The organism is Sphingobacterium sp. UGAL515B_05 (assembly GCF_033097525.1).
Lineage (GTDB): Bacteria > Bacteroidota > Bacteroidia > Sphingobacteriales > Sphingobacteriaceae > Sphingobacterium.
Map to the genome: position 1 here is coordinate 352,440 of NZ_CP109907.1, position 22,318 is coordinate 374,757.

At 35.4% G+C, this 22,318-nt stretch carries 26 protein-coding genes and 1 pseudogene; 12 read left to right on the plus strand and 15 right to left on the minus strand.

Going from position 1 to position 22,318, the window contains the following annotated elements; genetic code table 11:
- Positions 1-98 precede the first annotated feature (98 nt).
- Positions 99-662 carry a hypothetical protein gene (locus tag OK025_RS01345; RefSeq protein ID WP_317668014.1) on the plus strand — a complete coding sequence of 188 codons (564 nt, stop codon included), beginning with the start codon at positions 99-101 and terminating at the stop codon, positions 660-662.
- Between the two features lie 183 nt (positions 663-845).
- Here the strand turns inward: OK025_RS01345 and OK025_RS01350 are convergent, their stop codons facing one another.
- From OK025_RS01350 to OK025_RS01375, 6 genes are all read right to left on the minus strand, one after another.
- Positions 846-1,292 (minus strand): nuclear transport factor 2 family protein, encoded by a 447-nt coding sequence (locus tag OK025_RS01350; RefSeq protein WP_317668015.1) that lies wholly within the window; start codon positions 1,290-1,292, stop codon positions 846-848.
- 542 nt (positions 1,293-1,834) lie between these two features.
- Complete coding sequence (locus OK025_RS01355) at positions 1,835-2,107, minus strand: hypothetical protein (protein ID WP_317668016.1); 273 nt, start codon at positions 2,105-2,107, stop codon at positions 1,835-1,837.
- Between the two features lie 221 nt (positions 2,108-2,328).
- A complete protein-coding gene (locus OK025_RS01360; RefSeq protein ID WP_317668017.1) occupies positions 2,329-2,775 on the minus strand; it encodes a hypothetical protein in 447 nt (148 codons plus the stop codon).
- Positions 2,776-2,942: 167 nt separating this feature from the next.
- Complete coding sequence (locus OK025_RS01365) at positions 2,943-3,929, minus strand: YhcG family protein (protein WP_282253081.1); 987 nt, start codon at positions 3,927-3,929, stop codon at positions 2,943-2,945.
- A 132-nt stretch (positions 3,930-4,061) separates the two neighbouring features.
- Complete coding sequence (locus OK025_RS01370; protein ID WP_317668018.1) at positions 4,062-4,508, minus strand: hypothetical protein; 447 nt, start codon at positions 4,506-4,508, stop codon at positions 4,062-4,064.
- 213 nt (positions 4,509-4,721) lie between these two features.
- On the minus strand, positions 4,722-4,979 hold the full coding sequence (locus OK025_RS01375; protein WP_317668019.1) for a hypothetical protein: 258 nt from the start codon (positions 4,977-4,979) through the stop codon (positions 4,722-4,724).
- A gap of 936 nt (positions 4,980-5,915) precedes the next feature.
- Here OK025_RS01375 and OK025_RS01380 point away from each other — a divergent pair.
- Positions 5,916-6,902, plus strand: a complete 987-nt coding sequence (locus OK025_RS01380) for a hypothetical protein (protein ID WP_317668020.1) — start codon at positions 5,916-5,918, stop codon at positions 6,900-6,902.
- Positions 6,903-6,993: 91 nt separating this feature from the next.
- On the opposite strand, the gene OK025_RS01385 is transcribed toward OK025_RS01380, so the two are convergent.
- Positions 6,994-7,440 (minus strand): nuclear transport factor 2 family protein, encoded by a 447-nt coding sequence (locus OK025_RS01385; protein WP_317668021.1) that lies wholly within the window; start codon positions 7,438-7,440, stop codon positions 6,994-6,996.
- Positions 7,441-7,607: 167 nt separating this feature from the next.
- On the opposite strand from OK025_RS01385, the gene OK025_RS01390 reads away from it, so the two are divergent.
- A complete protein-coding gene (locus tag OK025_RS01390) occupies positions 7,608-8,159 on the plus strand; it encodes a hypothetical protein (protein WP_317668022.1) in 552 nt (183 codons plus the stop codon).
- A 153-nt stretch (positions 8,160-8,312) separates the two neighbouring features.
- Here OK025_RS01390 and OK025_RS26730 read toward each other — a convergent pair whose 3' ends face one another.
- Complete coding sequence (locus OK025_RS26730; protein ID WP_411567685.1) at positions 8,313-8,525, minus strand: DUF1016 N-terminal domain-containing protein; 213 nt, start codon at positions 8,523-8,525, stop codon at positions 8,313-8,315.
- A gap of 259 nt (positions 8,526-8,784) precedes the next feature.
- Between OK025_RS26730 and OK025_RS01395 the strand changes: the two genes are divergently transcribed.
- The 3 genes from OK025_RS01395 to OK025_RS01405 all read left to right on the plus strand — a co-directional run bounded on the left by OK025_RS01395 (position 8,785) and on the right by OK025_RS01405 (position 12,336).
- Positions 8,785-10,128 (plus strand): hypothetical protein, encoded by a 1,344-nt coding sequence (locus tag OK025_RS01395; protein ID WP_317668023.1) that lies wholly within the window; start codon positions 8,785-8,787, stop codon positions 10,126-10,128.
- Positions 10,129-10,132: 4 nt separating this feature from the next.
- The gene (locus OK025_RS01400) at positions 10,133-11,029 is read left to right on the plus strand and encodes a hypothetical protein (protein ID WP_317668024.1); all 897 of its coding nucleotides are present in this window, start codon (positions 10,133-10,135) and stop codon (positions 11,027-11,029) included.
- Positions 11,030-11,376: 347 nt separating this feature from the next.
- A complete protein-coding gene (locus tag OK025_RS01405) occupies positions 11,377-12,336 on the plus strand; it encodes a hypothetical protein (RefSeq protein ID WP_317668025.1) in 960 nt (319 codons plus the stop codon).
- Between the two features lie 272 nt (positions 12,337-12,608).
- Here OK025_RS01405 and OK025_RS01410 read toward each other — a convergent pair whose 3' ends face one another.
- From OK025_RS01410 to OK025_RS01425, 4 genes and pseudogenes are all read right to left on the minus strand, one after another.
- Positions 12,609-12,761, minus strand: a complete 153-nt coding sequence (locus OK025_RS01410; RefSeq protein ID WP_317668026.1) for a hypothetical protein — start codon at positions 12,759-12,761, stop codon at positions 12,609-12,611.
- 349 nt (positions 12,762-13,110) lie between these two features.
- The gene (locus OK025_RS01415) at positions 13,111-13,557 is read right to left on the minus strand and encodes a nuclear transport factor 2 family protein (RefSeq protein ID WP_317668027.1); all 447 of its coding nucleotides are present in this window, start codon (positions 13,555-13,557) and stop codon (positions 13,111-13,113) included.
- A 164-nt stretch (positions 13,558-13,721) separates the two neighbouring features.
- Entirely contained in the window at positions 13,722-13,940 is a 219-nt protein-coding gene (locus OK025_RS01420) for a PDDEXK nuclease domain-containing protein (RefSeq protein WP_317669749.1), read from the minus strand.
- A gap of 15 nt (positions 13,941-13,955) precedes the next feature.
- Positions 13,956-14,099: pseudogene (locus tag OK025_RS01425) on the minus strand (DUF1016 N-terminal domain-containing protein); the annotation flags it as partial.
- Positions 14,100-14,335: 236 nt separating this feature from the next.
- Between OK025_RS01425 and OK025_RS01430 the strand changes: the two are divergent.
- Positions 14,336-16,018: a S8 family serine peptidase gene (locus OK025_RS01430; protein ID WP_317668028.1), complete on the plus strand. Its 1,683-nt coding sequence runs from the start codon at positions 14,336-14,338 to the stop codon at positions 16,016-16,018.
- A gap of 135 nt (positions 16,019-16,153) precedes the next feature.
- On the opposite strand, the gene OK025_RS01435 is transcribed toward OK025_RS01430, so the two are convergent.
- Positions 16,154-16,600 (minus strand): nuclear transport factor 2 family protein, encoded by a 447-nt coding sequence (locus OK025_RS01435; protein WP_317668029.1) that lies wholly within the window; start codon positions 16,598-16,600, stop codon positions 16,154-16,156.
- 484 nt (positions 16,601-17,084) lie between these two features.
- Between OK025_RS01435 and OK025_RS01440 the strand changes: the two genes are divergently transcribed.
- The gene (locus OK025_RS01440; protein ID WP_317668030.1) at positions 17,085-17,609 is read left to right on the plus strand and encodes a hypothetical protein; all 525 of its coding nucleotides are present in this window, start codon (positions 17,085-17,087) and stop codon (positions 17,607-17,609) included.
- Positions 17,596-18,168, plus strand: coding sequence for a hypothetical protein (locus OK025_RS01445; protein ID WP_317668031.1), 573 nt, complete (start codon positions 17,596-17,598; stop codon positions 18,166-18,168). The genes OK025_RS01440 and OK025_RS01445 overlap by 14 nt, the downstream gene beginning before the upstream one ends.
- Before the next feature lie 122 nt (positions 18,169-18,290).
- Here OK025_RS01445 and OK025_RS01450 read toward each other — a convergent pair whose 3' ends face one another.
- Entirely contained in the window at positions 18,291-18,716 is a 426-nt protein-coding gene (locus OK025_RS01450) for a hypothetical protein (protein ID WP_317668032.1), read from the minus strand.
- Positions 18,717-19,257: 541 nt separating this feature from the next.
- Positions 19,258-19,644, minus strand: coding sequence for a nuclear transport factor 2 family protein (locus OK025_RS01455; protein ID WP_317668033.1), 387 nt, complete (start codon positions 19,642-19,644; stop codon positions 19,258-19,260).
- A 466-nt stretch (positions 19,645-20,110) separates the two neighbouring features.
- Between OK025_RS01455 and OK025_RS01460 the strand changes: the two genes are divergently transcribed.
- The 3 genes from OK025_RS01460 to OK025_RS01470 all read left to right on the plus strand — a co-directional run bounded on the left by OK025_RS01460 (position 20,111) and on the right by OK025_RS01470 (position 22,302).
- Positions 20,111-20,692 (plus strand): Crp/Fnr family transcriptional regulator, encoded by a 582-nt coding sequence (locus OK025_RS01460; protein WP_317668034.1) that lies wholly within the window; start codon positions 20,111-20,113, stop codon positions 20,690-20,692.
- A 247-nt stretch (positions 20,693-20,939) separates the two neighbouring features.
- Positions 20,940-21,830: an MBL fold metallo-hydrolase gene (locus OK025_RS01465; protein WP_317668035.1), complete on the plus strand. Its 891-nt coding sequence runs from the start codon at positions 20,940-20,942 to the stop codon at positions 21,828-21,830.
- 82 nt (positions 21,831-21,912) lie between these two features.
- Entirely contained in the window at positions 21,913-22,302 is a 390-nt protein-coding gene (locus OK025_RS01470; RefSeq protein WP_317668036.1) for a nuclear transport factor 2 family protein, read from the plus strand.
- Positions 22,303-22,318 lie beyond the last annotated feature (16 nt).

A 22,318-nucleotide genomic window follows, 5' to 3' on the forward strand; every position in this document is an offset into this window, starting at 1 on the left:
GGGAATAGGGAGGTGGAAGGGCTTAGAATAACGCACTGAATTTTCGATAATCAGACTATAACAGCTATCTTTAATAGCAAAAGCTTCTACAAGTCCAAATGATTGAAATTGCCCATCAACAATATAAAGTATTAATCTATACCGATCATCAATATACTGTTGAATCCGCCGATAATCTCAGACGCTACAAACGGGTATATGTCGATGATTCTTGCGATCGATATAGCAATGTATCTAACATTGCCATTTTAGTAAAGCATGGTCAAGATGAAGTGGCTAGTGCTATTCTTTGTGATACAGGGGTTTTCACAGGACTGAGCCAATCCTCCTTTATAATCGAAGATCGTGTGCTTTATATTTGCACGGGGAATAAACTGTACTATTTAAATATACCAGACTTAACGCTCAGATGGTCAGGACAAGTAGATTACGTAACAAATTTCAGTGTTCAGAAATTAGAAGATGATTTACTCGTTCATGGTGAACTCGAAATCACAAGAATAACAAAGCTCGGAGAAATAAAATGGCGATTTGGGGGACACGATATCTGGGTAAATAATAATGGTTTCCCTGAGATAACTATACTGCATGACCGGATTAAACTAGTTGACTACCAATCGAATTTTTATGCTATCGGATTTGATGGAAATACTATTTTCTAAAAAAGCAGAGAATTATACAGCGGCAGTCATCTATTCATTTGATAAAATCATAGGGTCAGCAAAACTAGCGAATGAAAAAGGAAGGCAACTGATTTTGAAATAGGGGGCAACAATGGAATTTATACAAAAAAGCCACGTCTCACAACATGGCTCTACAACATATATATTTATTTGAGATGGCTCTTATTTATACGAATTAATTGATTTGGATACTTTCCAGTCATTGCCCACACGCTCCAAAGTAACCAAATCTGTTTTGGTGAAGTTTTCAAATTTCAACGTCACTTTAGCGACCATATAGTCTGCAGATTCCTCGATGATATCTGTGTTTACTGTACAGTTTAGCTTTTCGCCTTTTTGCTTTTTCAAGGATTTAACCACTTCGCTACGGCTGTTACTTTGTGCATTGGATGCTTGGATCTTTTGATTAAAATCAGCTGCAAATAACTGCTCTACACCTGCTGATTCGCCCTCCGTGGTTACCGCAACATAGTGCTCTAAAGCGAAATCTGCAGTGGAAAGGTTAATGTTAGCTTTTGTTGCTTTTGCTCCTGGTCCTTCAGCTGCCATAGCGAAAGTAGATACTGCGATTAAAGCTGCTGCTGCGAATGTTTTTACTAGTGTTTTCATAATGTCTTTTTTTATTGTGTTAGTTCTGTTGTTCTTATTTGTTGACTCAAAACTACAACACAATAGGCTCCTAGCCTATGGACTTTAGACTAACGCTCAGGAAAACTCGGTGAATGACAGGAATGGGGAGGTAAAGAAAAAAGTTTATAGTAATAGTACTCCCCCTTAAGACAACCACTTACCAAGATAGACTATAAACATAATCATACACATAATTACAACTCCCCACATTCCGATATAGTTAGAAGGATTGGAACCTTGGTGACCACTATCATGAGAAAAAGGATTTTTTTCACTTTTCAAAAAAATCAAATAGAGAAGGCCTCCAACAACAAAGAATAGCATGGCTGTAATTAAATCATTATTAAACATCATTATTTTCCTTTCATAATTAACATTGGATAAAAACATTAGATTTCATAAAGTAGTTACCAATTTAACCCTCATTATGCTTAAATTAGAGACTCTCAGAGCGCGGCCTATCATTTATTAATTCAAAAAAACGAAAGTAATAAGTCATAAAACGCGCTAATCTTGTATTGTTAAAAGAAAAACTCAAGCAGCTTTCGCCCGATATACAAAACAGTCCATAGGATCATTCCCCCCACAATAGTAATAAAGAAATGTGTGACTATGGGAATAATAGCTCCGTATATACCCTGAAAATATTCTCCATTTAATTGTGCTGCCTTTTGTCCGGTATAAGCCATTACCGATGCAATTAATGTAAAAGGTAATAGACCAAAAAACAGTTGCCAAAAAAATGCGGCAAACGATAATGTTGATTTAGCCAAGATTTGAAAATACGCTTTCATAAAATAATTATCTCAATATTCTTAAATAGCTAAAGATAAATATTTCCTTAAGTTATCAGCCATCACAGCTATATCAAAAGCTTTTAAAATTCCCAATGATTGAAATCATCAGGCCCTTTTGACGTAAAAAAGCCATATCTCCCGACATGGCCTTAAATAAACATATGATTCACTAGTGGTTTGTAGTCTGCCTGAGCTGACAAACCACTAGTTATTAGATACTATTTATACGAATTGATTGATTTGGATACTTTCCAGTCATTCCCCACATGCTCCAAGGTAACTAAATCTGTTTTGGTGAAGTTTTCAAACTTTAGAGTCACTTTAGCGACCATATAGTCAGCTGATTCTTCTAAGATGTCGGTGCTTACTGTACAGTTTAGCTTTTCGCCTTTTTGTTTTTTCAAGGATTTAACCACTTCGCTACGGCTGTTAGACTGCGCATTTGTTGCTTGGATCTTTTGATTGAAATCAGCCGCAAATAACTGCTCTACACCTACCGATTCTCCCTCCGTAGTTACCGCTACATAGTGCTCTAAAGCGAAGTCTGCTGTGGAAAGGTTAACGTTTACTTTTGTTGCTTTTGCTCCAGGTCCTTCAGCTGCCATAGCAAATGTTGATACTGCGATTAGGGCTGCTGCTGCGAATGTTTTTACTAAAGTTTTCATAATGTCTTTTTTATAGTGTTAGTTTATCTGTTCTTATTTGTTGACTCAAAACTACGACACAATAGACTCCTAGCCTATGGGCTTTAGACTAATAGACCGGAAAACTCGGTGAATGGCGGGAATGGGGAGGTGATTGCACCGACGATATATAATAAACAAATAACAATCTAAATATCACTATTATCAGCCTGTTCAAATAATTCGTGTAACTTTTGTTGAAGTAGCTTTTTATCCGGTAATTGTGTTTTATATTCCGCGACTACTGTGGGTGAAAGACTGCGGCTCAAAGCATACTCAACCACCTCACTATCTTTATCTTTACATAATAGAACACCAATACTTGCGTTCTCATTGGATCGCTTAACGTCTCGGTCAAGAGCCTCTAGATAAAAATTCAACTGACCAAGATGCTCGGGCTTGAATTTATCTACTTTTAATTCAAATGCCACTAAGCACTGTAATCCTCTATGAAAAAAAAGTAGATCAATATAAAAGTCAGAGTTGCCCACTTGTACTTTATATTCTTGGTCAATAAATAGAAAGTCTCGCCCTAGCTCAAGAATAAAATCTTTCATCTGACGAAGCAGCCCTTTTTGAAGATCCCCTTCATTATAGGATTCTGGTAAATTTAAAAAGTCAAAAACGTAGCTATCTTTAAACGCTTTATTAATGTCTACTTCAAATTCTCTCGGCAGTGACGAGAGTTTTACATTTCCAATCATTGTGCGTTCAAAGACAGAACTATTAATCTGTCGCTCCAACTCCCTGGAACTATATTTTTCCTCGATAGTTAGCTTCAAATAAAATTCCTTTTCTTCAACTGTCTTGGTACGACTAAAAATTAAAACATTATTTGTCCAACTCAATTCTCTCGTCAATGCCGAGAGTCTTTCACTACTGCGATAAGTTTCGTAAAACTGTTTCATTCGCCAAAGATTCTTATCTGAAAAACCTTTCAATTCAGGTTCATGCTGCTTAATAAAAAAAGCCAATTCTTTGACGACCGACTGTCCCCATTCGGAAGTTTCAATCCGCGCGCTAATATACTTTCCAATACGCCAATATAAATTCATTAATTCCGTATTAACTGCCTTAATAGCTTTAGATTGAGATTCTTTAATAAGCTGAATTATTTCTACAAAACGCTGTTCCATGTACAAAGGTTTATTTCTCAAATATATAGAAATCTAAAAAAATTAGCAATCAAAAGAGAATCTTATTATCAGAAAAAACACCACATCAATCGATGTGGTGTCATAACATGATATATTTATTTAAGATGGCTCTTATTTATACGAATTGATCGATTTGGATACTTTCCAGTCATTGCCCATACGCTCCAAGGTAACGAGATCTGTCTTGGTAAAATTCTCAAATTTCGAAGTCACTTTAGCCACCATATAGTCTGCTGATTCTTCTAAGATGTCGGTGCTTACTGTACAGTTTAGCTTTTCGCCTTTTTGTTTTTTCAGAGATTTGATAACCGATTCACGGTTATGAGACTGTGCATTGGTAGCTTGGATCTTTTGATTGAAATCAGCTGCAAATAACTGCTCTACACCTGCTGATTCGCCCTCCGTAGTTACCGCAACGTAGTGATCGAGCGCCAAGTCTGCTGTGGAAAGGTTAATGTTTGCTTTTATTGCTTTTGCTCCATGTCCTTCAGCCGCCATAGCGAAAGTTGATACTGCGATTAGGGCTGCTGCTGTGAATGTTTTTACTAATGATTTCATAATGTCTTTATTTTATTGTGTTAGTTCTGTTGTTCTTATTTGTTGACTCAAAACTACAACACAATACGCCCCTAGCCTATGGGCTTTAGACTAATGGTCTAGAAAACTCGGTAAATGGCTGGAATAGGGAGGTGAAAAAATCAGCTTGGTCAATTTGTAAATTGATATCGAACACCTGGCTAGAGACCAGTATTAGATAGAAGATACTGATTGCTATAATTGATCCTCATTTTTATATTTAATTAATATACCCGGATAGTCATATCTATTACAAATTGACTCCAAATATTCTTCAAATCTTTTTGTATTTTCTCTTTTATCTTCTAGAATTAAAGCTGGCAGATATTCCAAATCATCCAAAAAATCGAACATGACTTCATTTGACACCTTTTCAAAAGCCATCAATCTAGCACGTATAATTAAATCATGGATTGCCAAAATAGCATCTCTTAACTTTTTCTCATCTACCATAATATAGCATCCTTACAAATTTAAAATTATCGGCTTATTCTTCATCTCACACCAATCATCTAACATACTTAGCTGCACTAAAATCTCTATTTGAACCTATTTTTAATTCTTTTTTATACATGAATACAAATAGCCCACTCTATACGAGTCATTTGTTGATAAAATTTAGATTTTTCAGGCTCTTTGCTTTTCGAAGAACTTAACTTCCTCGAGATTCCCAAATACAGTTGTTATCTCAACTTCAAAAAATGTTTTTCGATTACGATCATCCTCAACATCAACTTTAAAAATAGTAGTGGAAAACGGCGAACCTGTAGAAAAATGAGGTCTAACTTTAAATTCTGATTTACCTAAAGTTAGTTTACTTATTTTCTTATAACCAACAAGTTTATATTTATTTTCAATAAGATAAATCTCTACATGATCTTGGAATAACCTCCTTAATCTGTATTTACTTCGATATGTAGCTAATATAAAAATTGCTATAAACATTATGGGTACTAATACAAAATCAAACCTTATCATATAATAAACAATCTCATGAAAAACCAATTTTTAAACTAACATCTCCTCAGAAAGATAAGTAAAAATCCAGTTTCTTTATCTTGCAGTCTAAAAACTTATAAATATTTCCATTCTTGACGACATCAAATTTTCATTCATACAATTTTGGTCATAAGGTGCTTGGATCTTTTGATTAAAATCGGCTGCGAACAACTGATCTACACCTCCCGATTCGCCCTCCGTAGTTACCACAACCTTGTCTCGCTCTGGAGAAACGTTACAGATTTAACCATAAGTCCTAAATACATGGAAATTTAGAGCGTGAATCGGATTATGAATTAAACAGTAATACTTGTATATTCATCAAAAGTAAATCTATTCGAAATCATAAATATGCTATTAAAGCGGAGTAGACTAAATCATAAATAAGCCATGTCAAAATTATTTCTTTGTGTCTTAACGAACTTCTTATTGTACAATTATGGTATAGCCCAGATTAATTGTACTTCACTACTTAAAAAAAAGTTTGAGAATAAAAGCTATTCTCCGGCCGAACTAGACAGCTTAATCAAAGATTTCTCCAAACTAAGAGCATGCGGACTCGACTCTGTCGCACTAGAAATTGCAACAACTTCGCCCGGAGTATTTAATACATTGATAGCTCCTCCAATGCAAGAGCCCAACAAGCTGATTACGTATAGCGAGGTATTCAATAAAATAAAAGAATTCAAAGCGTCGCCTGAATACCCATCCATATTGAAATTTCATATTGCCAACAAAACATTAAGGTCACGTACGGTTAATCTGAAAGAATGGTCAAAGGACAGTTTATTATTTATTGATATTTTTGAATGGGACAGATCAGCAACCGAAAAAGGTGAATTGGATTCCTTTTATAATTTTATGAAGGAAAATAAAATCGGTGAGATAACTTATTACCAAGCTTGGGCCATTTTTAAAAATCAGCAAAGGCTAATGACTCCCACAAAACCACAGAAAAAAATACTTTGGGATGATAACCAGGACAGCACTCTTGCGGAGGTGATACAGGCAGCTAAAGAACAAAACAAAAGGGTCATTCTCTATTTTTCCAGTTGGACTGACATCACAAGCAGAAAGCTAGAGGCTGAACTAATGTATCTAAGTGACGATAACATACTAAAATATATCCGCAGTAAATTTGTTTTTGTATCCATCCTTATTGACGACCGAAGTAAACTGACAACAAAGGAATTGCAACAGGATTCAAATTTTGTAAAAAACGCTGATAATAGAGGCGCGAAAAATCGAAATATCCAAACTTATTATACACATTCAAAAAAAATACCTTATTTCATTATGCTAGATGAAACAGGTAAAATTCTCAAATCATTAAGTGAGAATATAACTAAAAAGACGCTTGATAAATTTTTAGAGTAAAAAGCCAGATCTCGCGACCTGGCTTTAAACTAAACTTAAACATATGATTCACTAGTTGTCTGCTACCGAGCAGACAACTAGCTATTAAATACTATTTATACGAATTGATCGATTTGGATACTTTCCAGTCATTCCCCACACGCTCCAAGGTAACTAAATCTGTTTTGGTGAAGTTCTCAAATTTTAGAGTCACTTTAGAAACCATATAGTCTGCCGATTCCTCGATGATATCTGTGCTTACTGTACAGTTTAGCTTTTCGCCTTTTTGTTTTTTCAATAGTTTAACCACTTCGCTACGGCTGTTAGACTGTACATTGGCAGCTTGGATCTTTTGATTAAAATCAGCTGCAAATAACTGCTCTACACCTGCTGATTCTCCCTCAGTAGTTACCGCTACATAGTGCTCTAAAGCGAAATCTGCTGTAGAAAGGTTAATGTTAGCTTTTGTTGTTTTTGCTCCAGGCCCTTCAGCTGCCATAGCGAAAGTTGATACTGCGATTAAAGTTGCTGCTGCGAATGTTTTTACTAATGCTTTCATAATGTCTTTATTTTATTGTGTTAGTTCTGTTGTTCTTATTTGTTGACTCAAAACTACAACAAAATACGCCCCTAGCCTATCGGCTTTAGACTAACGATCGGGAAAACTCGGTGAATGGCGGGAATGGGTAGGTGAATATTTGCTTATCTTTAAGAAAACATTTTAATATGGTTGACTTAGCCCGTAGAAAGGTACTTGCGTATCATTTAAGACATTTAGTTGTCGGGCTTATTAGCAATGATGAGTTTGAGGAGGAAATACTAGACAATGTATCCTTTGGTTATCTTCCTGAACATTATTATTCTTCAAAACAAGCCAAATTTGATGATCCTATCATAAGACCAATGCTCGAATTAAGCTGGTGTTTATATAGCGACTTAGAAAATCATAAACTTACTGGTAAACACCAACTTTCTGATGGAGACCTGAAAAATATTGCTCGGTTTATTTTATTCCTAAATTCGGATTTTGAGTACGAATGGCCTTACTTTGATCGTATGAATCCGCTATTACGGTTTTCATTGAAAGACTTGTTATTTACTGTCCTTAGCTTAGGACAACATTATAACGTAAAACTAAATGAGAGGAAAGAGCAGTTTGAAGAATTTAAGCTTTCAGGGGATCATGAACTATGGCCATTTATAAGCAAAGAACAATACGAACAGCAATTGAGAAAGCAACCATTTTTAAGAGGCATAAATTCAATAAAATCCAACTAAGGGCGTAAATTACATTCGTATTCTCCTTTACCTGCTTTCAGCATAGCAAAAGCTTCTACAAGTCCAAATGATTGAAATTGCCTATCAACGATATAAAGTATTAATCTATACCGATCACCAATATACAGTTGAGTCCGCCGATAATCTCAGACGCTACAAACGGGTATTTGCCCAGCTAAGTTTCGTTACGCACTGCGTTACGGATTGGAAATTCTCTACGCGCTGCGTAGAGGATTGGTCGAAGTCGGGGAAGGTCTGGTAAAAATGCCGCATATTCCGTAAATTGGCTGCTGAAAAACCTTTTCCTAATGTAACTGACAAATACTTAGAAAGGCCTGATATCAAGTATGACAAACTGCGAAGCATTAAAAAAGAATGGGATGCAATCCGATTTCTTTTTTAACTTGGTTTGGCATATCTTTATGCTAGTGATTCCAAAACGGAATGCCATATAACCTCCATGTGGATTTGATCCATAAGTCTTATTTATATACACAATTGTGTAATATTTTGATTTTTTTTAATCATAAAAGAAATAAATACTATATTCACTACTAGTGTTTTTACTGAAAAAATGCATTTATTTCATGGATAGCCAAAATAATAAATTTAACCAATTAAAATTATGTATAGAATTTTAAAGGTGTTTACCTTGCTAATTTTATTTTTCTCTTGTAAGCATATCGAAACTTATGAAGGGTCATCTGATGATGAGGTTGTTCTTGCGTTTGATAAAGTGAAACAGAGTTCAATCAAAAGGGATATTAGTTATCTGCCGCGATGGCAAGAACGGATTGAATTTGAGGGCAGTTATTATATTCCTTTAAATACAGATAAAAGAATATACTCCTTTACGCCTGATAGTGTAAAATATTCTTTGGTAGATAAAATTTGGCTAAAGGCAAATAAACAGGGGGATGTATGGAGTTTTACCAAATTGATCGTGTTACCTAATGATATCCAAAACAGTAGAGCTTCGGGTTTGTTTATCTATGAAGATTGGCAAACGGGAGCATTGAGTTATGAAGGATATATCGAAGATAAGCTTTTTAGTCCCATTACCTATAAGGTTAACCTCAGAATGACAGCATATGGCAAGAAAGCAATGAATAACCCTAATATTCCTTGTCAAACTGTACCATTTCAAGTTTGTGCAGGAATAGGAGGACCATATGAGTCATGTACAACTCATTATGAGACTATTGGCAACTGTAATGACGGAGGTGGAGACACAGGTCATTATGGCGGAGGTGGAAATAGTGGTGGAGGTAATCATGGTGGAGGTGGTGGTAGCACTCCTCCTATTATTCCTCCCGATAAAGATGATGACGATGATGACAAAGAAATTATAGATTCTTTGCAGGGATATCCTTGTGCACAACAAATACTAGCAATGTTGCCTTATTTAAAAAGTGATATATCAGATTTAATAGATCAAACTTTTAATGGAAGCACTGAGAATGGCTTTAAAAATTTAAAATTTTCAGCGGTTAATGCGAATATTATTGGTCAAAAAGTTGACGGTGATGCAGGAGGAAATATTTTAAGCCCGACAATTAGGTTGAACAAATATGTCTTGGAAAATAGTTCCCAGGAATATGTTGTCGCAACAATGATTCATGAAGCGCTTCATGCTTACCTAAATTTTTCAAAGCAATCTTTAGGAAGCGAAGCTTTTCAACAACAATTTCCATCCGTGACCGAATATTATGATGCTAACAGTAATCGAACATTGTATTTAATAAATCAAAGCCACTCTAGTTATGGCCCATTTGTCAATGCAATTAAAAATGCTATTTTAAATTATAATCCACAATTTGATCCGCAAAAGGCTTATGCCTTAGCTTTGATGGGTGTCGTTACTAGATCTTCTATGTCCGAACAAGAAATCAGAATTAATGATCAAGAGAGAAATAGAAAAACAAACCCATTAGGCAGTGGTACACTCTGTGATCCAACTAAATTATAATATTATGTATACTAGAACTCCTTTAATAATATGCTTGTTAACATTTTTCCTCAAAGGATACTCTCAAGATTTTCGCTATATCATATTGGATAATTTGAGGGATAAGAGTAAAATTACCAACTATACACTTCGAGTTAGGGATCTGTATGATTATGATGGATCAATAGAGCTGTTTAATATTCGACCAAACCCAATCGCTTCTTTACCCAAGACATATTCTGATGTCCTTATTCTTTGTTCGGTATTGCCTGATTTTGAATCCAGTGAAAATTGGTCTTCAATTGATTCGACAGATCTTAAAACAAATATAATTTCCTTTCAAGAACTTCTTGAGGATGTAACTTCTAGTTTGAATATTCTTGATATGCAAATAAAAAAGGACACAAAATTTTTACACAAATATCAGGTTGTAAAGAAAGTTGGTGATCAGTATCTCGTCAGTAAAAAGTGTCTTGTAGAATTTTATGCAATCAGAGAATATCCTAGTAATTATAACATTCCCTATGCGACTATTGATACAACCCAAAAGAAAGTAAGTATAAGGGATATGAAGAATGTTTTTGAAGGCCTTCTTCAAGAAAAAAAAGTATTTCCTCTGGACATTCACGAATTGCCAACTTATTTAGATGATAATTTAAGAGTAAGGCGAGAATACCTAACATCTATTTTTAAACTAAAGGATGATACGGCATATAAATTTTGGACGTTTACAGATTGGAGTATTACCGATGGCTGGAATGTTGATAGAGGGATAGATCGTTTTATTTACATTCCTAATAAGGGGATTGTTGGTGGATCTTATGATTTTTATTTTCATTTCTTAAATAGGATTCACGATAGCAATAAATGGTTCAAAAATATATTGAATGAGAATGTGATGATCGCAGAGGAATTTAAATGATGTTGAGAGACTTAATCAATAAGTAAACCCCACTCACAAAACTCTCCAAGTTTCAATTGAGTGGGATCGCTAAGTAGATGTAGGTTCCAATTTGAGGCTTTTAGCGAAGCAAGTTTTCCTTTTTCTTGGTAATATAACAGTTTGGAATTCTTTATCCAGGCATAATACCCACTGAGATTGGAAATCAAACAAGATTTGTATTGGAACATTCAGCCTATGGTACTTTGCTTGAGGATTTAAAAAAGGCAAAAAAAATTTTAACCCAAATATAAGCGATTACGATGCAATGGCTCTTGCAAAAGGTGGAGTTATTAAAGATTTAAATTCAGTTGAATTATCAGTCAATTATGCACATAAAAAAGGAACTTCAGGGACAAAATGCAATTAAGCTTTTGTTTCTTTTCATACTGCTACTAATATGCCTTTATAAAACTCAGGCACAGACAAAATATTTTCTTTTAGAGGATACTTCTGAGAATTATAAAGTTCATCAAGTTACCATGTCTGCCAAGGAGTTATATGGAATTGATGCAAAGGTCGAATGCTTCAATATATTGTATGATGGATATGCTTTAGATAAGAAAGCATTCAAAAAAGGTTATGATCAAAATCTGATCCTATTTTCGGTTCTCCCTGATCTGGAAGGAAAGGAAACCTGGAAAGAAATAGCATTGGATTCTATTCAAAAGTCTATAATCAAATTTGGTACCTTAAACAATTTATTTGAATCACATACATATTCATTATTCTTTAACAAATATGGTAGTAAGACAAAATTTCTAAATGAATATAAAATTATTGTAAACAGAAAGGGCAAATTTTACGTACCAACAACTTGTTTATTACAGTTCTATGCGATAAGGAACCGAGCAGAAATATTTACAAATCCGTTTGGCACCATAAACACTGATTTACATGAAATTTCAATAAAAGAGGTGGAAAAGATATATATGGACAGGTATCCCTATAGCGAATTTCCATTATATGGCATAGGTGAATCTCCTTACAGAATTATATCTTTTGACCGGCTTAGGGACAGACGAGAATACCTGTCAAAAAAGATTAATTTGAAAACGGGTGAAATTGGATATCAGTTTTGGACATTTACAGATTGGTACGAGCATTCTCATAATTATGAATTAGAGCGGGGCATTGATCGTTTCCTATATACACCCGGAAAAGGAATTATTGGCGGTTCATTCGACTTCTATTTTTATTTCAATAGAAAAAAATTGCCAATAAAATATATCGACTTCTTGAATAATATTAAAGAGGAAAAGGTTATGATGGGTGATGATTTTAAATAAGAAATAAAATCCCACTCACCAAATCCTCAAAGTTTCAAGTGAGTGAGATTTTATTTTTATTGATTATAAAGACGTAAGATATTATCAGCCCTTGTTTCAAATGTATTATTTCATTCCGCAAGGGAGTGTAACCCCAACTGTGTCATAGAGTTAAAACTTAAAAACCTCTTTCGAGTTTGAGCCTATCCCCAAATCTAATATATAAAGTTGGGATATGATCAAGCCCCAGTTATGCATTGGCATCGTCCATTTTTTTGCGATATCCTCTATGGTCAACCATACCTTGCACGGCTATTGCCTTGCTGTTCTTGCTCCACAATACGCTTACCGATCTGCCAATAGGTGTGCACCATAATGGTAATAGGTCTTCTAATAATTTTACTTATAAAATTGATCTTGACTTTTCGATTAAAAGCAATTTCCAAGCATCTAAGAAGGTTTTTGGGGAATCTAATTACAGGCTCTTCTAATAAAATCGCCTATTCTTTCTACTTATCTTACTCCTAACTTTTCGATTGAAAAATGGGTTTAAAGTAATTAAAAAAACATTTATGCTTGATTTTTCTCCTAATTCTTCTCCTAATCATTTATTTTCCCTACTTAATTATGCTAATTGAGTAGTACTAGCTACAGTTATCCTCGAGGCACTTCGCTATTTTAAATAAAACATAAAAAAGCCAGATCTCGCGACCTGGCCTTTAAACTAAACTTAAACATATGATTCACTAGTGGTTTGTAGTCTGCCTGAGCTGACAAACCACTAGTTATTAAATACTATTTATACGAATTGATCGATTTGGATACTTTCCAGTCTTTGCCCACACGCTCCAAAGTAACCAGATCAGTTTTGGTGAAGTTCTCAAATTTTAGAGTCACTTTAGCCACCATATAGTCTGCTGATTCCTCGATGATATCAGTGCTTACTGTACAATTCAACTTCTCTCCTTTTTGCTTTTTCAGAGATTTGATGACCGCTTCACGGTTATGAGACTGCGCAGTTGTAGCTTGGATCTTTTGATTAAAATCGGCTGCAAATAACTGCTCAACTCCTGCTGATTCTCCCTCCGTAGTTACCGCTACATAATGCTCTAAAGCGAAATCTGCTGTGGAAAAGTTAACGTTTGCTTTTGTTGCTTTTGCTCCAGGTCCTTCAGCTGCCATAGCGAAAGTTGATACTGCGATTAAAGCTGCTGCTGCGAATGTTTTTACTAATGCTTTCATAATGTCTTTTTTATTGTGTTAGTTTTTAGTTCTTATTTGTTGACTCAAAACTACAACACAATACGCCCCCGGCCTATGGGCTTTAGACCAACGAACTATAAAACTCGGTGAATGGCGGGAATGGGGAGGTGAAAAAAAAGTAGATCAATATAAAAGTCAGAGTTTCACACTTGTACTTTATATTCTTGGTCTATAAATAGGAAGTCTCGCCCTAGCTCAAGAATAAAATCTTTCATCTGACGAAGCAGCCCTTTTTGAAGATCCCCTTCATTATAGGATTCTGGTAGATTTAAAAAGTCAAAAACGTAGCTATCTTTAAACGCTTTATTAATGCCTACTTCAAATTCTCTCGGCAGTGAAGAGAGTTTTACATTTCCAATCATTGTGCGTTCAAAGACAGAACTATCAATCTGTCGCTCCAACTCCCTGGAACTATATTTTTCCTCGATAGTTAGCTTCAAATAAAATTCCTTTTCTTCAACTGTCTTGGTAAGACTAAAAATTAAAACATTATTTGTCCAACTCAATTCGACACAATAAGCCTCTAGCCTATGGGCTTTAGACTAACGCTCAGGAAAACTAGGTGAACTGCGGGAATGGAGAGAAAGAAATATAAAGCACAAACCATACAAATACTAAAATTAAATAATAAATAAAGAGAATTAATAGTCAATATTTATTTAATTTGCACTCGATTTCACTACAAATACAAAAACTTATTTGGCAACACAAATAAGTCTTTATATACCACAAAAATCAATTGAATTATAACATATAAATGCTTCATTCATTCAAAATTTCTTCGTATTTACTTTTACTGTGCTTTTTATTTAATTCATGCAAAAAAAATGAAGAGACTGTCATTGCCGAACCTGTAAAAATTGTCATTAAACCAGATGAAGTTTACTTAAAACGTGAAATACAATTTTTAGGGGCCAGGCTGTCCGCTGAGATACAGAATCTGCCGGTAGGTGACTCAGATGAAATAAACTGGACAGTCGAGAACACAAGAATTGCAAGTTTAACACAAAATCCAGAAACAAAGGAAGCTTCAGTATGGCCTGAAGGAGCTGGTGAAACATATGCAATAGCAACCCTTGCGAATGGCAAGGCAACAGCGAAAGTAAAAATCATTGTAACAGATGCCAATGACTACAAGTTTAGGTTAGTACTAAAGGACAAAGGAACATCTTCTCATACGTTGAATAATCCTGAAACATTCTTATCAGAGAAGGCTATCCAGCGGCGGCAGAAACGAAACATCGCAATCGACAATTCCGATCTTCCGATTTCGGAGGACTATTTAAATCAAATTGAAAAGATAGGATGTAAAATTGTCTCCAAAAGTAAATGGCTAAATACCGTCACGGTACATTGTGTAGATTATTTCCTTATTGACAACTATAAAAATCTCCCCTTTGTGCACTCCGCAGAAAAAGTATGGGAAGGACCTAGGGAAAACTTGACCGAGAAAGGAAAGTATAAAGATATCCCGCAAAGGGTATCCAACAATACCCCTAATAATAAATTGGACTATGGCGGAGCTGCCTCCAATATAAGCATAAATAATGGCCAGGTGCTTCATGAGAATGGTTTTAAAGGAGCAGGTATCGATATTGCTGTCATCGATGCCGGTTTTTTGAATCTTAAAAATAACCCAGCTTTTAAAAATGTGAATATCAAAGGTGCTAAATCTTTTGTCTATGAAAACGATGATCCATATGCGATCGATATTCACGGAGTTTGGGTAAGCTCCTGTATGGCTGTCAACCAACCTGGAACATATGTGGGTACCGCACCGGAGGCAAATTACTGGCTGCTTCGCTCAGAAGATCAATCATCTGAACAGCACGTTGAAGAGGACTACTGGGCCAGCGCGGCTGAATTTGCGGACAGTGTTGGTGTAGATATCATTAATTCGTCACTTTACTATGGTCCAAAAAGTTTCTACAATCCTGCCTATAAATTTGAAGAGATGGATGGAAAGACCACATTTGCCACCAGGGCTGCTAACATAGCAGCCAGTAAAGTTATCTTGATTGTCAATTGTGCTGGCAATGACAGAACCTGGGTAGGGAGTCCGGCCGACTCTCCTCATGTACTTACAGTAGGTGCGGTATTTAATGATCGTGACGTAGCATATTTTACATCTTGGGGAGTGACAGTAGATGGTAGAATGAAACCGGATGTTATGGCCCTAGGTGAAGGAGCATGGGTAATCGGGAAATCAGGCGCCGGTGAACTACGTAGTGGAACCTCCTATTCGAGTCCTATACTTTGTGGTTTAGCCGCCTGTTTATGGCAAGCTTATCCGCAATTGAGCAATAAAGAACTAATGGATGTAATACGCAAATCAGGAGATCGAATCAATACCCCGATTATCCCTTATGGTTATGGTATTCCTGACATGAAGAAAGCAATGGAAATGGCAAAAGAGATCAAAAAATCAAGAAACCTTTAATAGGGATATTAAAGCTACGGGGAGTAATGACTCAAAAAAGCCAGATCTCGCGACCTGGCTTTTAAACTAAACTTAAACATATGATTCACTAGTGGTTTGCCTTTTTATGACTGGCAAACCACCAGCTATTTGATACTACTTATACGAATTGATTGATTTGGATACTTTCCAGTCATTCCCCACACGCTCCAAGGTAACTAAATCTGTTTTGGTGAAATTCTCAAATTTCAACGTCACTTTAGCCACCATATAGTCTGCCGATTCCTCGATGATATCAGTACTTACTGCACAATTCAACTTCTCGCCTTTTTGCTTTTTCAATAGTTTAACCACTTCGCTACGGCTGTTAGACTGCGCATTTGTTGCTTGGATCTTTTGATTAAAATCAGCTGCGAATAACTGCTCTACTCCTGCTGATTCTCCCTCAGTAGTTACCGCTACATAGTGCTCTAAAGCGAAGTCTGCTGTTGAAAGGTTAATGTTAGCTTTTGTTGTTTTTGCTCCTGGTCCTTCAGCTGCCATAGCGAAAGTTGATACTGCGATTAAAGCTGCTGCTGCGAATGTTTTTACTAATGCTTTCATAATGTCTTTTTTATTGTGTTAGTTCTGTTGTTCTTATTTGTTGACTCAAAACTACAACACAATAGTCTCCTAGCCTATGGGCTTTAGACTAACGATCAGTAAAACTCGGTGAATGGCGGGAATAGGGAGGTGGAAGGGCTTAGAATAACGTACTGAATTTTCGATAATCAGACTATAACAGCTATCTTTAATAGCAAAAGCTTCTACAAGTCCAAATGATTGAAATTGCCCATCAACAATATAAAGTATTAATCTATACCGATCACCAATATACTTTTGAATCCGTCGATAATCTCAGACGCTACAAACGGGTATATGTCGATGATTCTTGCGATCGATATAGCAATGTATCTAACATTGCCATTTTAGTAAAGCATGGGGATTGGGAACAGATGATGCACATGGCTTATATGAAAAATTTGGATTCACCCCGCTGTCTAACCCAGCGAAAATGATGGAAAAAATAAACAAATAAACTACAAATATGATCATTGAAGGCCAAATAATAAACCGTCCTTATTCTGGTGAATACGATGAGAGAATCTATGATAATACTAGCTCATGGAATTCTCAGAATTGGACATATATCAAATTTACAAATGATGATTATTCAGAATGGTGCGGTGTCTTTAGAGGTCTTCCGAAAGCCGTATCGATTTCATCGATAAAAAATATTATCTTGGTTTTGACCTCAGATTATCTATATCAGCTTAGTATCAATGGAGATCTAGTGGATCTAGAAGAACAGTCAGACTATCGAAACTTAACCGCAACACCTCTTGGAGACTTTCTCTTATCAGACTATTATAATGTTATTAGGATCATCAATAGTATACAACATTGGGAGCAAATTTCAAGCCCAATTGAAATGGACAATATCAGATTCAAAACTTGGAATGGACCAATACTTGAGTTTACCTGTGATGAATTTTGTAATTGGGACAGGCACTTAAATATGAGCTATAATAGCGAAACAAATAAAATTGAAATAAAGAATGAGAGCACCTGATTTTGAAATTGACGGCAAGAATGGAATTGTTTCTAGATCATTCAACAATTTAGCTATAAACAGCTTTGCCGAAGCTTGTAAATGGGTAGAAAGCCTTGAGTATAGACGAAACAATGATAAAAATAGTAAATTGGTTTTGTTTGATGAGTTATGTGGAACTTGCAGTACAAAACATGCACTATTGAAAAGATTGGCTGAGGAAAATGGGAACAAAAGCCTAAGTCTTCTATTAGGCATTTTCACCATGAATAGCAATAATACCCCTAAAATAAAGGATATCCTAGCCAAATATAATCTAAAAGATATCCCGGAGGCCCATAATTATCTGCGAAATCATAATTACATGTTGGATTTTACAGGCATTAGTGTTGACGAGACTGAGTTTGAACTGGATCTTTTAGAAGAAGTCGAAATCAGCCCTGATCAAATCACTGACTACAAAGTTCAATATCATAAGGAATTTTTATCGCGCTGGATCGAAACCAATAAGATCCCATATCCATTAAATGAGCTCTGGAAAATACGGGAGGAATGTATTGCAGCACTAGCACAGAATTAAAAAGAGACTTAAAAACAAAATTACATACAGCAGGATTACTTACCAGCCTATTAAATAAAAAGACAAACGATATCATGATAACAAACGTAGCTCCCTGAAGAATAAAATATTGAAAGAAAAGATTAATCCGAGATCTTCCAATCAGTCTTTTCATAAAAAAAATCACAGGTTTCATCCAAAACAATATTGATCCTGTTTCCAACTTTTTTTATTTCTAGCTCATTTGAAACCGTCCCACCTGAATTGCTTAACACTAATACTGTTCTAAAAATCTCATATTCTATACGATACTCTCCACTTCCCCAGTAAGAACTTCTATATTTATTTTCATCAAGCAAAGTAAGCATATCGTCCCTATTTGGTAAATCCCCCATAGCAGTACAAGCGTAATATTTAAAATAATATTTCCCTACAATCATCGAATGAGTAATTAACCGTGAATATACGATTGCCAAAACCAATAAAAATACAATAAATAAGAATGGCCAATTTTTAGTTTTTTTCACTCTTAACCCGATAGTGTACTGATGATCATTATTGAATTGCATAGATTAAAACATGTTAATATGATCGACTATTGTTCACAGTACCTATAGGTCTTTTGATCAGAAAGCCTATTTAGATATAATCTTCTTTCGCCATAATAGCTATCAATCCGGTTAATTACAGCGATTGGGGAATCAATAACCAGCCTGCTATAGATGGTATCATTCCGTACGAAATTATACGTATCATTAAATACAAGGATATCCTGTAGGCCACTATTATCGCCACAATTTTTCCACATGGAATTTGTTAAACTCTTGTTTTTGCAAGAAAAAAGCAAAAAGCCCGGCCCCAAAATAACAAGGAGAAATTTTAGTCTCATCGTAAAACTACTTTGCATAATATGTACGCTAACAATAATACATAATTTTCTAAACTATTTCAGCCTCCAATTTTGCACAGAAGTTTTTTATTTTCTTCGGAGTTGAAAACAGCATAAAACAAAAAAGCCAGATCTCGCGAACTGGCCTTTAAACTAAACTTAAACATATGATTCACTAGTGGTTTGTCTTTTATTATTGGCAAACCACCAGTTATTGGATACTACTTATACGAATTGATCGATTTGGATACTTTCCAGTCATTCCCCACACGCTCCAAAGTAACTAAATCTGTTTTGGTGAAGTTTTCAAATTTCAACGTTACTTTAGCCACCATATAGTCTGCCGATTCCTCGATGATATCTGTGCTTACTGTACAGTTTAGCTTTTCGCCTTTTTGTTTTTTCAAGGATTTAATCACTTCGCTACGGCTGTTAGACTGCGCATTGGAAGCTTGGATCTTTTGATTAAAATCAGCTGCAAACAACTGCTCAACTCCTGCTGATTCTCCCTCCGTAGTTACCGCAACATAGTGATCAAGAGCCAAGTCTGTGGTGGAAAGGTTAACCTTTGCTTTTGTTGCTTTTGCTCCTGGCCCTTCAGCTGCCATAGCGAAAGTTTATGCCATAATTTTATAACTAGTTTATATTTATAAAGTAGGACTATTCATTCAAATAGCGGTAACATAATTCAATTAAATAGGACTATTCACAAGCGGATGGATAATATATCTGTTTTATCCTATCAAAATGAGGTCAAAGCAATATGGGGTTAATCCATTTTACTTTTTCTTTATAATATATAACAAGGAGTTTATATCCAGGACCAACATGGGACTTGATTAAGGTTTTCTTTGCTAAAAGAGGGCAGAAAATATATCGATCTTAAGAATACTTTGGGCACAAAATTTAATATATTAATTTTAAACAGAAGAGTCATTTGTAAACTACAAAGTTGAAAGTTTTTTTTATCTAGAATGACGAATCTTAGGAACCTTCTCCAATAGTTTTTTTTGATATCTGGATCGTAATTCCACATTAATTTGATATTTTTATTTTATCAACAATTATATACGTATGATTGAAGTTTTACATCTTAATATTTCGCGGAATATCTCAAGTTCTCAGACTGACATTTCGCAGTTTTGCAACTTATTCCGTCCAAAATCAATTCAAAAAAAAGACTTTCTACTGCGGGCTGGCGAAGTATGTAAATTTGAGGCTTTTATAACTAAAGGACTCTTTAAGGTGTATCACATTGATACGAAGGGCACGGAGCAGACATTATACTTCGGAATGGAAGATTGGTGGCTCACAGATATCGATAGTTTTTCCAACCAGACACCCTCTCAGCTTTTTATTGAAGCTATTGAAGATAGTGAGGTGCTGATTATTTCGAAAAAGGACAAAGATTTTGCCTATGAAAATTTCCCTTTTGTAGAAAAGCTATTCCGGATCATGACACAAAAAACCCACACTGCACTACAGCGCCGAATGATTGATAATCTAGGTAAAACCGCGGATCAACGTTACCTGGATTTCATTGAAAATTATCCTTCATTAAACCAGCGGCTGACCAATTTGCAAATTGCCGCATATCTCGGGATCAGCCATGAGTTTCTAAGTAAAATAAGAAAGAAAACAGCAAATAGAAAGTAATATATATTCGAGTACCTCGCGATTTAAACAACTGCAAAAATACTGTGCTACCGAAATAGAGCTGCTCTAAAGCATCAGCATAGTTCTGCTGTATTTAATAATCTTTTGTGCCATACGCTCCATATTTATAGCAAAACCCGAATCCCCACCTGCTATTTAATTTTTAAGATTTTCATTTATTGAACTTGTTCAATGGTAAACGATGTCCGTGTACGGTAATTTTGTCTCAAATAAAATGAAAAAAAAGATGAAATCATTATTAAAAACAAAAGTATTAACATTTATAACATTATTGAGTATGTCAACACAAGCACAAAATTTTAGAAAATTGAACGCAGGAAAGTTTAATTTAGACGTTTACAATGCATCTGAGAGCAGTTTCGGAGTAGCTTCTGTCGTTGTTTCCGGTCAGACAGAAGCGGTTTTGTTAGATGCGCAATTCACTTTGGCAGATGCTGAAACTGTAGCAAAGCAAATAAAAGATTCTGGTAAGAAGTTAAAGGCGATTTACGTGTCGCATAATGACCCTGATTTTTATTTTGGACTGGAAGTTTTTAAAAGATATTTTCCTGAGGTAACTGCATATGCTGCACCTAAAGTTGTAGAGGAAATTTCAAGAACAGCACAAAAGAAATTGGATGTCTGGGGCGGTCAATTAGGCTCAGCGATCACGAGTAATGTAGTATTACCACAGGTGTTAAAGGGAAATAGTATCGAGTTAGAAGGGGAAAAACTGGAAATTATCGGGTTGGATGAATTTCCTTCAAGAACATTCGTTTATATACCTTCCATAAAAACCGTACAAGGCGGTATAAATGTATTTGGTAATTCATTCAACCTCTGGATGGCAGATGCACAAACTGCAGAGGCACGCAACAAATGGATCAATGTATTGGATAAAATTATAGCATTACAGCCTTCAATTGTCATTCCGGCACATGGAAAAAATTCGGATATTTTGGATCTAACTTCGGTTAAACACAGCAAAGAATATATTCAGTTTTACGAAAATGCTTTGAAAACAAACAAGACATCTGTCGCATTGGTGAACGCAATTAAAACCCAATATCCGGATCTTACCTTTGAGACTGCTCTTCAGATCGGAGCAAAAGTAAATACTGGTGAAATGAAATGGTAAATTGATCGGTATGAAATTATTAATTCACAGCCTGATGGTCTTATCTCTACTATCGGGCTGTTCAATAAGAAATAATAAGATAATGACAAATTTAGAAATTGTAAAAAGTACCTACGAAGGGAAAACTTCGGAGGAAAACGGAAGAGCATTAGCAGCGCACGTTGATGATAGTGTTCAATGGACTGAAGCTAAAGGCTTTCCATATGCGGGAACATATGTGGGATTGGAGGAAATTACCAAAAACGTTTTTAGTCGTCTTGCAAGTGAATGGATAGATTACAAATTCACGCCAGAAGATTATGTCGCTAGTGATGATAAAGTGGTTGCCTTTGGATCCTATACAGGAATAAATAAAGCAAGTGGAAAACCATTTTCGGCCAGAGTAGCTCATATTTGGCTATTGAGAGAAGGAAAAATCATCAAATTTGAACAATTTGTGGACAGTAAAACTGTCGTAGATGCAATGCAATAGTGAGGATGAGTTTAAA